16 protein-coding genes are annotated in these 12,454 nt (G+C 68.8%); 7 read left to right on the top strand and 9 right to left on the bottom strand.

Going from position 1 to position 12,454, the window contains the following annotated elements:
* Positions 1-4 precede the first annotated feature (4 nt).
* Genes TSB10P1A_RS12005 through TSB10P1A_RS11995 form a run of 3 tightly spaced genes read left to right on the top strand, consistent with a single transcriptional unit; the run spans position 5 to position 3,812 of the window.
* Complete coding sequence (locus TSB10P1A_RS12005) at positions 5-865, top strand: ABC transporter permease (RefSeq protein ID WP_186388162.1); 861 nt, start codon at positions 5-7, stop codon at positions 863-865.
* 17 nt (positions 866-882) lie between these two features.
* Positions 883-2,511: a GMC family oxidoreductase gene (locus tag TSB10P1A_RS12000; protein WP_186388161.1), complete on the top strand. Its 1,629-nt coding sequence runs from the start codon at positions 883-885 to the stop codon at positions 2,509-2,511.
* On the top strand, positions 2,508-3,812 hold the full coding sequence (locus tag TSB10P1A_RS11995) for an FAD-binding oxidoreductase (protein WP_186388160.1): 1,305 nt from the start codon (positions 2,508-2,510) through the stop codon (positions 3,810-3,812). Before TSB10P1A_RS12000 ends, TSB10P1A_RS11995 begins: the two co-directional genes overlap by 4 nt.
* A 10-nt stretch (positions 3,813-3,822) precedes the next feature.
* Here the strand turns inward: TSB10P1A_RS11995 and TSB10P1A_RS11990 are convergent, their stop codons facing one another.
* On the bottom strand, positions 3,823-4,896 hold the full coding sequence (locus TSB10P1A_RS11990; protein ID WP_208987085.1) for an AI-2E family transporter: 1,074 nt from the start codon (positions 4,894-4,896) through the stop codon (positions 3,823-3,825).
* A 251-nt stretch (positions 4,897-5,147) separates the two neighbouring features.
* On the opposite strand from TSB10P1A_RS11990, the gene TSB10P1A_RS11985 reads away from it, so the two are divergent.
* Complete coding sequence (locus tag TSB10P1A_RS11985) at positions 5,148-5,345, top strand: CsbD family protein (RefSeq protein ID WP_186388159.1); 198 nt, start codon at positions 5,148-5,150, stop codon at positions 5,343-5,345.
* 88 nt (positions 5,346-5,433) lie between these two features.
* On the opposite strand, the gene TSB10P1A_RS11980 is transcribed toward TSB10P1A_RS11985, so the two are convergent.
* The gene (locus tag TSB10P1A_RS11980) at positions 5,434-6,228 is read right to left on the bottom strand and encodes a response regulator (RefSeq protein ID WP_186388158.1); all 795 of its coding nucleotides are present in this window, start codon (positions 6,226-6,228) and stop codon (positions 5,434-5,436) included.
* A 141-nt stretch (positions 6,229-6,369) separates the two neighbouring features.
* Between TSB10P1A_RS11980 and TSB10P1A_RS11975 the strand changes: the two genes are divergently transcribed.
* Positions 6,370-6,570 carry a NepR family anti-sigma factor gene (locus TSB10P1A_RS11975; protein ID WP_186388157.1) on the top strand — a complete coding sequence of 67 codons (201 nt, stop codon included), beginning with the start codon at positions 6,370-6,372 and terminating at the stop codon, positions 6,568-6,570.
* On the top strand, positions 6,570-7,166 hold the full coding sequence (locus TSB10P1A_RS11970; RefSeq protein ID WP_186388479.1) for a sigma-70 family RNA polymerase sigma factor: 597 nt from the start codon (positions 6,570-6,572) through the stop codon (positions 7,164-7,166). Before TSB10P1A_RS11975 ends, TSB10P1A_RS11970 begins: the two co-directional genes overlap by 1 nt.
* Positions 7,167-7,209: 43 nt before the next feature.
* Here TSB10P1A_RS11970 and TSB10P1A_RS11965 read toward each other — a convergent pair whose 3' ends face one another.
* The 3 genes from TSB10P1A_RS11965 to TSB10P1A_RS11955 all read right to left on the bottom strand — a co-directional run bounded on the left by TSB10P1A_RS11965 (position 7,210) and on the right by TSB10P1A_RS11955 (position 8,690).
* The gene (locus TSB10P1A_RS11965) at positions 7,210-7,641 is read right to left on the bottom strand and encodes a hypothetical protein (RefSeq protein WP_186388156.1); all 432 of its coding nucleotides are present in this window, start codon (positions 7,639-7,641) and stop codon (positions 7,210-7,212) included.
* Between the two features lie 5 nt (positions 7,642-7,646).
* Positions 7,647-8,006, bottom strand: coding sequence for a YqjD family protein (locus tag TSB10P1A_RS11960; protein WP_186388155.1), 360 nt, complete (start codon positions 8,004-8,006; stop codon positions 7,647-7,649).
* A gap of 159 nt (positions 8,007-8,165) precedes the next feature.
* A complete protein-coding gene (locus TSB10P1A_RS11955; RefSeq protein WP_186388154.1) occupies positions 8,166-8,690 on the bottom strand; it encodes a PRC-barrel domain-containing protein in 525 nt (174 codons plus the stop codon).
* 535 nt (positions 8,691-9,225) lie between these two features.
* Between TSB10P1A_RS11955 and TSB10P1A_RS11950 the strand changes: the two genes are divergently transcribed.
* Positions 9,226-9,405, top strand: a complete 180-nt coding sequence (locus TSB10P1A_RS11950) for a DUF1328 domain-containing protein (protein WP_186388153.1) — start codon at positions 9,226-9,228, stop codon at positions 9,403-9,405.
* 241 nt (positions 9,406-9,646) lie between these two features.
* Here TSB10P1A_RS11950 and TSB10P1A_RS11945 read toward each other — a convergent pair whose 3' ends face one another.
* From TSB10P1A_RS11945 to TSB10P1A_RS11930, 4 genes are all read right to left on the bottom strand, one after another.
* Positions 9,647-11,311: a sensor histidine kinase gene (locus tag TSB10P1A_RS11945; RefSeq protein WP_186388152.1), complete on the bottom strand. Its 1,665-nt coding sequence runs from the start codon at positions 11,309-11,311 to the stop codon at positions 9,647-9,649.
* A complete protein-coding gene (locus TSB10P1A_RS11940) occupies positions 11,298-11,876 on the bottom strand; it encodes a sigma-70 family RNA polymerase sigma factor (protein ID WP_186388151.1) in 579 nt (192 codons plus the stop codon). The genes TSB10P1A_RS11945 and TSB10P1A_RS11940 overlap by 14 nt, the downstream gene beginning before the upstream one ends.
* Complete coding sequence (locus TSB10P1A_RS11935; protein ID WP_186388150.1) at positions 11,873-12,073, bottom strand: NepR family anti-sigma factor; 201 nt, start codon at positions 12,071-12,073, stop codon at positions 11,873-11,875. The genes TSB10P1A_RS11940 and TSB10P1A_RS11935 overlap by 4 nt, the downstream gene beginning before the upstream one ends.
* A gap of 116 nt (positions 12,074-12,189) precedes the next feature.
* Positions 12,190-12,381 (bottom strand): PLDc N-terminal domain-containing protein, encoded by a 192-nt coding sequence (locus TSB10P1A_RS11930; protein ID WP_186388149.1) that lies wholly within the window; start codon positions 12,379-12,381, stop codon positions 12,190-12,192.
* Positions 12,382-12,454 lie beyond the last annotated feature (73 nt).

Genomic DNA, 12,454 nt, shown 5'->3' with positions numbered 1-12,454 from the left:
GACGATGATCGACACCTCCCGCTCCGGCCTGTTCCTGATCGGCTACCGGCTGTATCTCGCGGCCTTCTTCGTCTTCCTGGCGGCGCCGCTGGTCGCCGCCGGCACCTTCGCCTTCAACGATTCCCTGTTTCCCGCGCTCCCCTGGCAGGGCTTCACGCTGGACTGGTTCTTCTCCGACAGCGAGCCGAAGCTCGGCATGTTCCACGACCGCCGGCTGCTGCGCGGGCTGTATTATTCCTTCGTCATCGCCTCGTTCGTGTCGCTGCTCTCGGTCTTTGTCGGCACCTGCAACGCCTTCCTGTTCGTGCGCGGCACGTTCAGGGGCAAGAACGCGCTCTATATCGTCATGGTGCTGCCGCTGGTCATTCCCGGCGTCATCCTCGGCATCTCGATCCTGGTGCTGGCGAGCACGGTCGCCAATTCCATCGAGCGGGCGACCGGCATCGAGCTCTCCATCCTGCGGCCGGGCATCGCCCTTGTCGTGCTCGGCCAGTTCTCCTTCATCACCACGATCACCTCGCTGGTGATCATCGCGCGGCTGCGGAAATTCGACATCGCCATGGAGGAAGCGGCGCTCAATCTCGGCGCCAGCCGGGCGCGGGTGCTGGCCACGGTGACGCTGCCCTTCCTGCGCCCGGCGATGATCGCCGCCGGCATCGTCGCCTTCCTCGTCTCCTTCGAGAATTTCAACACCACCCTGTTCCTCGTCGGCTCCGAAGCGCCGCTGACGGTCACCATGTATGACCGCATGGTGAAGGTCGGCTCGACGCCGGTGCTGAACGCGGTCTCCTTCGTCCTGATGCTCGGGTCCGGGCTGCTGGCGCTGGTTTCCATCGCCGTGCAAAGGGACAAGTCCACCACCTGAAGGCGGGTCCTGCCGTCATGTCCGACGTCGATTTCATCATCGTGGGTGCCGGCTCGGCCGGCTGCGTGCTGGCCGACCGTCTGAGCGCCGGAGGGCGCCACAGCGTCCTGCTGCTGGAGGCCGGCGGCAGCGACCTCAACTTCTGGATCTGGGTGCCGATCGGCTACGGCAAGGCCTTCTACGACAGGCGCATCAACTGGATGTACATGACCGAGCCGGACCCGGGCCTTGGCGGGCGGCCGTCCTACTGGCCGCGCGGCAAGGTGCTCGGCGGCTCCTCCTCGATCAACGCCATGGTCTATATCCGCGGCCAGCACCAGGACTTCGAGGACTGGAAGGCGATGGGCAATCCCGGCTGGGGCTGGGACGACGTGCTGCCCTATTTCCGCAAGGCGGAGACCAACGATGCCGGTGCCGATGCCTGGCGCGGCGGCGAGGGGCCGCTGCATGTCGCGACCATGGCGCGCGACCTGCATCCGCTCTGCCAGACCTATCTCGCGGCCGGCGAGCAGGCGGGCCTTGCGCGCAATCCCGACTTCAACGGCGCCGACCAGGAGGGCGTCGGGCTCTACCAGAACACGGCGAAGGGCGGCTTTCGCATGTCGGCGGCGCGCGCCTATCTGCACCCGGCGCGCGGGCGGGCGAACCTGCGCGTCGAGACCCGTGCCCATGCAACGCGTATCCTGTTCGAGGGGCGGCGGGCGGTCGGCGTCGAGTATCGGCGCAAGGGCCGGCTTCATGTGGCGCGGGCCGGGCGCGAGGTGATCCTTGCCGCCGGGGCGGTCAACTCGCCGCATCTGCTGCAGCTCTCCGGCGTCGGGCCGGGCGCGCTGCTGGCGGAACGGGGCGTTGCCGTGCTGCACGACCTGCCCGGTGTCGGCCGCCACCTGCAGGACCATCTCGGCCTCGACTATCTTTACCGCTCGAAGGTGCCGACGCTGAACCAGCAGCTCGGCCCGCTTCACGGCAAGCTGTGGCACGGCTTGCGCTACGTGCTGGCGCGGCGCGGGCCGCTGTCGCTCGGCGTCAACCAGGGCGGCGGCTTCTTCCGCACCCGGCCGGAGCTTGCCCGGCCGAACATGCAGCTCTTCTTCTCGCCGGTCAGCTACACCAAGGCGCCGCCCGGCAAGCGGCCCTTGATGAGCCCGGACCCGTTCCCCGGCTTCCTGCTCGGCATCCAGCCGACGCGCCCGACCAGCCGCGGCCATCTGGAACTGCGCTCGGCCGATCCGTTCGCGCCGCCGGCGATCCACCCCAACTACCTTTCGACCAATCACGACTTGCAGGAAATGCTGGAGGGGGCGCGGTTCCTGCGCGAGATGGCGGCAACGCCCGCCTTCGCCTCGGTGATCGAGGCGGAGATCCGCCCCGGTCCGCATGTGCAATCGGAAGAGGATCTCATCGCCGATATCCGCGCCCGCTCGGGCACCGTGTTCCATCCGGTGAGCACTTGCCGCATGGGGCCGGACCCGTCGGTCGACGTGGTCGACGCGCGCCTGCGCGTCCACGGCCTTGCCGGGTTGCGGGTGGTGGACGCCTCGATCTTCCCGACGGTCACCTCCGGCAACACCAATGCGCCGGCGATCATGGTCGGCGAAAAGGGAGCAGACATGATCCTTGAGGATCACGCGGAGGGCAGCGCATGAGCGATCTCTTCACGCCCGATTTCCGCCCTCAGCCCTATTGGTGGGATGGGGCGCCGCTTGCACCGGCCGACCCGTCTGAGGCCGAGCCCTTGCCGGCAAAGGTCGATATCGCGGTGATCGGCGCCGGCTATACCGGGCTGCATGCGGCACTTGCCACCGCCCGCGCCGGCGCCTCGACCCTGGTGCTCGATGCGGAGGCGGCGGGCTGGGGTTGCAGCACCCGCAATGGCGGGCAGATCTCGACCTCGGTGAAGCCGGACTTCGGCACCCTGACGCGGCGCCATGGCCGCGAGCGCGCCGTCGCCATCCTCAAGGAGGGCCAGGCCTCGCTCGACCATGTCGCCCGCTTTGTCGCGGACGAGGGCATCGACTGCGCCTTCTCGGTCTGCGGCCGCTTCCACGGCGCCCATACGCGGCGGCGCTATCAGGCGATGGTGGAGGCCTGCCGGAGCCCGCATCCGGTGCTCGACACCGGCGCCTATGCGGTCTCGCCTGAAGACCTGCCGGCCGAACTCGGCACCCGCGCCTATCACGGCGGCATGGTGCTGCCGCGTCATGCCAGCCTCGATCCGGGCCGCTATCACGCCGGGCTTCTCGGCGTTGCCCGGCGGGCCGGCGCGCGCATCGTCTCCCGCTGTCCGGTCGAGCGGCTGGAGCGGGCGAGCGGCGGCTTTCGCCTGATGACGCCGCGCGGCGAGGTGCGGGCGCAGCGCGTGGTGCTGGCGACCAACGGCTATAGCGGGCCGCTCAGCCCCTTTCACCGGCGCCGGGTCATTCCCATCGGCTCCTATGTCATTGCGACGGAAGAGCTGCCGGACGGGCTGATCGACGAGGTGATGCCGACGAACCGCATCCTCTCCGACAGCCGCAAGCTGGTCTATTACTACCGCCCCTCGCCGGATCGCCGCCGCATCCTGTTCGGCGGCCGGGTGTCGCTGTCGGAGACCGATCCGCGCCGCAGCGCGGTGAAGCTGCATGCCGAACTCGTGCGCCTGTTTCCGCAACTGGCGTCCGTGCGCGTCTCCCATTCCTGGATGGGCTTCGTCGCCTATACGTTCGACGAACTGATGCATGTGGGCAATGACGAGGGGCTGCATTACGCGATGGGCTATTGCGGCTCGGGCGTCGGCATGGCCGGCTATCTCGGCATGCGGATCGGCCAGCAGGCGGCGGGACTGGCACAAGGCGCGACGGCCTTCGACGGGCTCGCCTTCCAGACCCGGCCGCTCTATTCCGGCGATCCCTGGTTCCTGGCGCCCTCGGTGCTGGTCTACCGGATCCGCGACCGGCTGGGCCTCTAGGGTCCTGACCCTAGCCAGGCGCGGAGGTCCCCGGCGGCATCTCCTCCAGCTCGCGCAGCGGCAGGATGTTGATCAGCACCGTCTCGACAATGAGCAGCGAGGGCACGGCGATGAAGCCGCCGACCGGCCCCCACAGCCAGATCCACAGGGCGATGGCGAGCAGCACCACGAAAGGGTTCAGCGTCATCGTGCGGCCGAGCACGGCGGGCGTGGCGAATTGCGCCTCGATCAGGTTGAGCGTCAGGAAGACCAGCGGCGGGGCGAGGATGCCGGCGGTGGTGTCGGAGGTGGCAAGGCCGACGCCGGTCAGCAGCAGCGCCATCACCGCCGGGCCGATATAGATGACATAGTTGAGCACCCCGGCCAGCAGGCCCCACAGCATCGGCGAGGGCACGCCGATCGCCCACAGGGCGAGCGAGACGCTGATGCCGAGGCCGATGTTCACCGCCGTGATCGACAAGAGGTAGCGCGACACCCGCGCCTCGACATCGTTGAAGATGCGGCGGGCGCTCTGGCGCAGCGCCGACGTCGGGCAGAGCCACAGCACGGTTTCGCGAAACTGCTTCCGGGTGGCGATGAAGAAATACATGCTGGCGAGGAACAGGATCACCTGGGCCATGAAGGCGGGGGCGAAATAGACGGCGCTCTCCACCGGCGAGGTGCTGTCGACGTCGACCTTCATGCCGGTGCTCTGGCCGAGCGCCGAGCGCAGCTCCTCCTGCATGCCGCCGAAGGAGGCGACCAGCCCCTTCCAGGTGGTGAGCTGCGACTGCAGCCTGGCCCAGATGTCGGGCAGCTTGTCCATCCAGTCGGACAGCGGCACGGCGAAGGCGGTTCCGGTCATGGCGATCAGCGACAGGAACAGGGCGACGACGCCGAGCGCCGAGATCCAGGTGGGGATGCCGAACCGCTCGATCCTGTCGGAGAGCGGGCCGAACATCAGCCCGATCACCACGGCGAGGAAGACCGGCGCCAGGATCATCCGGGCGTATTCCAGCGCGGCGATCAGGGCGAGCAGGCCGATCACGACCAGCGCCAGGCGCGCGGCGTTCGCAAGCAGCGTTTCCAGGTCCGGTGCCGACAAGGCGCGTTCATCCCGCGTGCCAGGCGTCGGCGCCACGCCGGGCCGGTCCTCGTGCAAGGCCCGGCCTCCGCGCCGCTCGCCGGCAACGGACCGCTGGGCAGGTAACGCGCGGTGCGGGATCGGGTTCCGTCCGCGCCCTGAGCCTCGCCCCTGAGCCTCACCCATGAGCCTTGCCCGGAACCTTTTTCCGAAACGCGGGTTCACCTCAGGCGAGATCGGCTCGCGGTCTTGCGCAAACACAGGAGAGTTTCATGAACTGGAACCAGATCGAAGGCAATTGGGAGCAATTCAAGGGCAAGGTGCAGGCGCGCTGGGGACAGCTCACCGGCGACGACCTCGACGTCATCGCCGGCAACCAGAAGCAGCTCGTCGGCAAGATCCAGGAGCGCTACGGGGTGGCCGAGGAACACGCCCGGCGCGAGGTCGACGACTGGCTGGAGCGGCCGTAACACCTCCGGCCTCGCGGGCAGCCGCCCGCACGGAAAACCCCGCGCCGCAGGCAGGCGGCGCGGGGCGGGGGGAGGGCGACAGGCCCAATCAGGCGGCAGCCTCGACCGTCTGATCGAAGAACAGCGCCTGGCTGATCAGGGCGCGGACCATGTCGGGGTTGAACGGCTTGGTGATCAGGAAGGCCGGCTCGGGCCGCTCGCCGGTCAGCAGCCGCTCGGGGAAGGCGGTGATGAAGATCGCCGGCATCGGCTCGCTCTTGAGGATGTCGTTGACCGCATCGATGCCGGAGCTGCCGTCGGCGAGCTGGATATCGGCGAGGATCATCCGCGGCCTTGTCCGCGCGAACAGCTCGACCGCCTCCTTGTGGGTGCGGGCGACGCCGCTGACCCGGTGGCCGAGTTCCGTCACGATATGCTCGATATCCATGGCGATCAGCGGTTCGTCCTCGATGATCAGGATGTCGGTGGCGATCTGGCGGGAGATGTTGCGCGCCGCCTCCGCCAGCAGCAGGTCGACGTCCTCGACGGCGACGTCGAGGATCTGCGCCGTCTCCTCGGGCGTGAAGCCCTCGACGGAGGTGAGCAGGAAGGCCTGGCGCTCCGACGAGGGGAGCGCGGCAAGGTTGGCGCTGGCCCGCCGCTCCCAGGCGAAGGGCGAGTCGCTCGGCGGCAGGTCCATCCGGACGGAGCCGAAGACCGCGGCGAAGACCTTGTACAGGGACACGCGATCGCTGCTGGTCTGCGGGAAGGAGGAGACATCCGCGATCAGCGTCTCCAGAGTGGCGGCGACATAGGCATCGCCCGATTGCTGCGATCCCGTCACCGCTCTTGCGTATCGACGCAAGTAGGGGAGATGGGACGCAATGCGGGTGGAAAGTGGCATGTGGAACTCCCTGTCTGCCCGTCCGGACATTCAACAGCAAGGCTAACGCAATCGGCGGGAGAAAGTTCCCTGCCGCGTCCCTTTTTTTGGCTTCGCCGCTTGGCCTATACTGGCGGCGGGGCTTTGAACCGGATGGGCGCGATGACGGAAGCGAAGAAAACGGGCGCGGGGCGCATCCCGGCGGGCATGCCGGGACAGGCGGCGGCGAGCCACGACCCGATCATGCAGCGGCTACGGGACTTCTACGATTCCGTCCAGGACGAGGGCACGCCCGACCGCTTTCTCGACCTGCTCGACCGGCTCGACGAGGCGGAGACGAAGGCCTCGGAGAACCCCGAGTGATGAAGCCCGGCGCCGGAAAGCCCGAAGCAAAGCCGGGCGCGCCGGCGTCTCCTGCCGCGCCTGCTTCCAGATCCGAATCCGGATCCGACTTCCGGCGCGAGATGCTGGCGCAACTGCCGGGCCTGCGCGCCTTCGCCGTGTCGCTCTGCGGGCGGAGCGATGTTGCCGACGATCTCGTCCAGGACGCGGTGCTGGGGGCCTGGGCCGGCCGGGACGGCTTCGTGCCGGGCTCCAACATGCGCGCCTGGCTGTTCCGCATCCTGCGCAACGGCTTCTACAGCCGGCTGCGCAAGACCTCGCGCGAGGTTCCGGACAGCGGCGAGCGGCTGGCCGCGCAGCTTGCGGTGGCGCCGCCGCAGCACGCCTCGCTCGCCATGCATGAGATGCGCCGCGCGCTCGACGCGCTGCCGGGCGACCAGCGCGAGGCGATCATTCTCGTCGGCGCCTCCGGCTTCTCCTACGAGGAGGCGGCGGAGATCTGCGGCTGCGCCACCGGCACGCTGAAGAGCCGCGTCCACCGCGCCAGGGCGCGGCTGCGCGAGGTGATGGCACTGACCGAGGACGAGGGAGCGGAGACGTTCGGCTCCGCCCTTTAGCCGCCCTCCCTTTGGCCGGCCCCCCCCCAGTCGCAGGTGCCCGTCAGTCGGGGCCGGGCCCCTCTGCCGCGCGTCTTGCGGCGAGCAGCAGCGCCAGACCGCCGAGCGCCGCCAGCGCCAGCCCCTTGCGCGAGCCGAGGAGGGGCAGGGCGGCGGCGAGCGCCGCCGTCGTCGCCAGCGTCCGGTGGCCGTCGTCGTGTCTCAGCCGCCGCCGCTCCCGCGCATTGACGAGGGCGAGCCAACTGAGCGCCAGCGCGGCGAGCAGCAGTTGCGACAGGCCGACCGCAAGCGCCGCCGCCGCCGGAGCAACCACAGTGGCAAGCGCCAGGCCGGCGGCGATCAGCCCCGCCGCATAGGCGGCAAGGGCGAAGAGGCCGGCCAGCGCCCAGACCAGTGCCGAGCGGCGAAGCCGGCGCAGCGCCGCGCCGAGGTCGCGCGTCAGCAGCGAGGCGAGGAGCGGGGCAAGGCGCAGCATCGCGCTCAGCGCCGCGACAGCAGGGCGACCAGAAAGCCGATGCCGGCGGCAATCCCCAGCGATTGCAGCGGCTTGCGGCGGACATGCGTGGCCAGCGAGTGCTCCAGCCGGTTCAACTCCTCGGTCAGGCTGTCGAGCGTCTGCTGCGAGGCATCGGCAAGATCCTTGCCGGCCTTGCTGGCACGCTCGCTGTATTCGCTGGTCTTCTCGGAGCCGTAGCGGGAGATCGACTGGGCGAGGGCCGAAATGTCGCCGCGCAGGCGCTCGATATTGTCCTGGATGTTGGCGGCCTCGTCCTGTGCCCGGGCGCCCCTGGCGGCGGCAGCGGCGGCGCTGCCGTTTTCGGTGGTGGCGGTGGTCGGCATCGTGCCTCTCCTTTGCTGAAACCTGAAACCTGAAACCCGATGCCTGGAACCGGCCTCGGGGAGCGTCCGGTGGCGGCGGGCGCCGCGACAGGAAAGGAGGCGCCGGCCGCGCCGGCACCTCCCTTTCGCTTCGTCCTCGGTCGAACCGTGGCCGACGCCTTACTGGGCCGGGGCGACGTCGCGGACACCGTCCGTGGCGTCCGCCGAATACTCCGGCAGGGCCTCCAGGGTCTCCTGGGTGTAGTTGGTGTAGATGCGCGGATCGCCGTTCTCGTCCCGGCGGATGTCGATCGAGGAAACCTCGACGGCCACCGGCTTGGCGCCGATGCCGAGGAAGCCGCCGACATCGATCACGATGGCGTCGACCTCACCGGTGCTGGACACCACCACGTCGGAGACGCTGCCGAGATCCTCGTCCTGGTTGCTGTAGACGGTGCTGCCGATCAGCTCGTCGGCGCTGGTGGCGCCGAACTCGGACAGGATGTTGCGGTCGCCCATGGGGGTGGTGGGAGCGGCCGTGGCGTCAGACCCGGTCGCCGGCATGTCCATGCCCGGGGTCGCCGGTGCCGGCGTCATGCCGGTGTCCTCGTTGAGCGGCTGGTCCTGCGCCATGGCACCGGTGGTCATGGTGCCGGCAACCAGGGCAGCGGCGAGGGCGGTGGTGGTCAGAAGCTTGCGGATCATGTCGTTGATCTCCTGATGCTCGGATTGTCCCGCGATCGTCGCCCGCCTGCCGCTTCGATCAGGGCCGCGGGTTCGGATCAGTCACGCCAGATCAACCCCGGCGCGGGGAAAAGGTTCCGGACCTTTCCCGAAAAACGATCCGGCCCCAGTCGATCCGGCCCCGATGCGTCGGCCCCATGAAACCGACCCATGAAACCGACCCATGAAACCGCCCCGTGAAACGGCACGCGCGCGCTGCGCGCGTAAGGCGCGCGTAAGCTAAGGCCGCGCGCAAGGCGTGGGTGAGCAAGGAGGAAACATGCGCACGAGAGAGGGCGGGCGATCGTTGAAAAAAGGCAAATCTTAAAAAAACACGGGTGCGGCCGAACAAAAACGCTGCTGGTGCGTTCGTATCCCGACACTGAACGATGTATCGCCTGCGGTCATCCTTGTCGTTCCCGGTGAATGACGAAGACCTGCCATCGCCTGCGGTACGATTACCCGGCTTCCGGCGCTTTTCGACGTCCGATCCGGCTGTGACTGAAGGAGATGAAACATGTTTGGATGGGCTCTGACCTTTCTGGTCGTCGCGTTGATCGCGGCGGTGTTCGGGTTCGGCGGCATCGCCGGCACAGCCATGGGCATCGCCCAACTGATCTTCGTGGTCGCGTTGATCCTCTTCGTGATCTCTCTGGTCTATGGCCTGATCAGCGGCCGCCGGCCGCCGCCGGTCTGATCGGCACCGGTCCGACCGGCACCGGATTGCATGCGGGCGGCATGCCTTCTCCTCCCTCGCCTGACCGCCTGCTGCGCCGCGGGGCACGTTCCCCGCGGCGCCTTTTTGTTCGGGTCGATTGCCTCCCACGCCCAGGTGCCAAGCCCACTGCGCCAAGCCCGCTGCGCCGAACCCCCTGCGCCGAACCCGTCGCCGGCAGGCCTGTCTTCAGGACGTCGAGCTCTCGGACGAGGCGGGTTTTTCAGGGAGGCGCGGCGGCGGCGGCCTCCGGCGGCAGGACGGCCGCCCCCGTTCCCGAGCGCAGCGGGATCTCCAGCCGGGCGGTGGCGCCGTCGATCTCGCAGGTGGCGCCGAGCTGGTGGAGATAGGCGCGCACCAGCCGCACGCGCAGCGGGGGGGGCGAGCCGGTGCCGTTGTCGTCGAGCGTGTCGTGGATCTGGCTGGCGCCGGAAATCGTCACGGCCATCCTGTCGGGGGCGCTCAGTTCGACGGCGATCGTTTCGCCGGGCAGCAGCGAATCGAAGCGGGGCGGCAGCAGTTCGGCCAGGATGAAGGCCAGCGGAATCGCCCGGTCGAGGTCGATCAGCGCGCCGTCCGTGCCCGATCCGGCGCGGATGCGGACCCGCCCCTGCGGCAGCATTGCCGGGCCTCGCAGCGCTTCCACCACCTCGCGGACCAGGGCTTCCATTTCCACGTCGGTTCCCTCGCTCGAGGCATAGGAGACCCGGTAGGCGGCGGAGATGGCGAGGATCCGCTCGAGCGTCACCCGCAGCGCCGCCTTCTCGCGCGGGCCGGTGGCGTCGCGCTGCTGCATGCTGACCAGGCTGATGATCATCTGCAGGGTGTTCTTGATGCGGTGGTGCAGTTCCAGGCTCAGCCGCCGCTGTTCGGCGAGCGCCGTCTCGGTGTCGTGGGTGCGCCGGTCGATCCGGTCGGCCATCATGTCGAAGGTGACGCCCAAAAGGTCGATCTCCGGCGGCGCGGCGGAGAGCATGCCGACGCGGGCATGGGTGTCGCCGGTGCCGTATCGGCGGAACGTCGCGTAGATATGGCTGAGATAGCGCAGCAGGAAACGCTGGATGCCGTAGCGCAGCACGATGAAGACCACCGCCAGCAGCACCAGCGGCGGCAGCAGGGCGCGCAGCACGGTGAGCCACAGCGCCAGCCGCTGCTCCGGCGACCGGCTGGCGGTGACGACGCGGTAGGTGGTGCCGGGCAGGGGGGTCGAGCCGATATACCAGCCCCGATCGGTTTCGACGAAGGTCTCGCCGCCTGCCGGCGTCTCGCCGGCGGCCTGCAGGAAATCCGCCGCGTCCTGTTCCTGATAGGTATGGGAGGCGAGCACGGTGCCCGTGCCGTCGACCAGGGCGAAGCCGATATTGGTCGCGGCGGTCGCGGTGATCGGGGCCGTCAGCAGGGTCTGCGGGCGCAAGCCGATGTCGATGCGGGTGCGGCTGGCCTCGTTCTGGCGCGAGATGGTGATCACCCTCGCCTCGGGCTCTTGCTCGGCGGCCGGACCCGCCAGATGGTCGACGATCTGGCCGTCCCCGGCGAGGCCGACGGCGCAGACCGGCGCGCCGGCGCGGAAGACGGCAAGCTCCGTCGCCTCGATCAGATCCTCGCGCATGGCGGAGAACACGCGACGGCACTCTCCCAGGACCTGCAGGTCCTGGGAGGTCAGCGCGCTGGCATAGCCTTCCGCACGGGCGATCACCTTGGCGCTGGACTGGCCGATCAGCCGGGCATAGTCGAGAAAGCGCCGGTGTTCCTCCGCCGAGCGCCGCTGCAGGTCGGAATAGGACAGCAGGAAGGCGAGGGCGGCGAGCGGGATCAGCGCCGCCGCGATATGGGCGAACAGGCGGCGGTCGAGCCGGGTGCTGTTGGGGGGCAGTTTACTCCATGGCACTGATCTTCACCGCCGAACCCGGAGAGGTGGCAAGGACGGCCGCGACGGCGCGGTCGGGTCCGAAATCGCTGGCGGCATCCGCGCCCAGAATGTCGGCGAGCCGGCTTCTCGCCCGGTTGACCCGACTTTTTACCGTGCCGATGGCGCAGCCGCAAATCTCCGCCGCCTCCTCGTAGGAGAAGCCGGAGGCGCCGATCAGGATCAGCGCCTCGCGCTGGTCGTCGGGCAGTTGGTCGAGGGCGCGGCAGAAGTCGTCCAGATCGAGATAGCCGGTCTGGTTCGGCTGGGAGGCCAGCATCGCGGAGTAGCGGCCGTCGACGTCCTGCACCTCGCGCTTGCGCTTGCGATGCGTCGAGTAGAGCGTGTTGCGCAGGATGGTGAACAGCCAGGCCTTCATGTTGGTGCCCGGCTCGAAGCGGCCGAGATTGGCCCAGGCCTTCACCAGGGCTTCCTGGACCAGATCGTCGGCGCGGTCGCCCATGCCCACCAGCGATGCCGCGAAGGCGCGCAGGCTGGGGATGCAGGCCACCATCTCGTCGCGAAGCTCGGCTTTCGTCTCGCTCATTCCCCGCGCTCCCCTTCGGTCGCGGACGGCTCTTCGTCCGCAAGTCGCCGCAGCAGGTCCTGGAACCGGTCGGGCAGGGGCTGGGTGAGGATCTGGTTGTAATAGGTCTGCAACTGGTTGGTGATGCGCGTGTGCACGTCGCCATCGCTGGGGCGCGGTGGCTCTTTTGGCAGGGCCTTCTCGCTGAAGTTGAGCATGCGGGGATATTCCTTCTTCGGCTTCGGGCAGGTAAACGCACGAGCGAGATCTTGGTTCCATCCACCCTCGGAAAATTCCGCAAGGGTAGAATCCAGACAGGAACCGGAGGCAGGTCTCACGCCGCCCTTGGCCGCGAGGGTCCCGCCAGCAGCCACAGCAGGAAGCCGAGCACCGGAAGCAGCAGGATCAGCACGACCCAGATCACCTTGGCGCCCGTCGAAGCACCCGAACCGACGATCTTGACGATCGCGTAGACATCCAGAACCAGAATGACGAGGCCGAGCAGGCCTCCCACCTCGATACCCATCTGCGGGCTCCTTTCCGCGCCAAAACCGCGACGCGCCGGCCGGGTGGGGGATCCACCTCGGCCGGACTGGCGG

It is taken from the genome of Stappia sp. TSB10P1A (assembly GCF_900185725.1).
GTDB lineage: Bacteria > Pseudomonadota > Alphaproteobacteria > Rhizobiales > Stappiaceae > Stappia.
The sequence above is the reverse complement of the archived record's forward strand: the minus strand, read 5'-3'. Positions and strand labels throughout refer to the sequence as shown.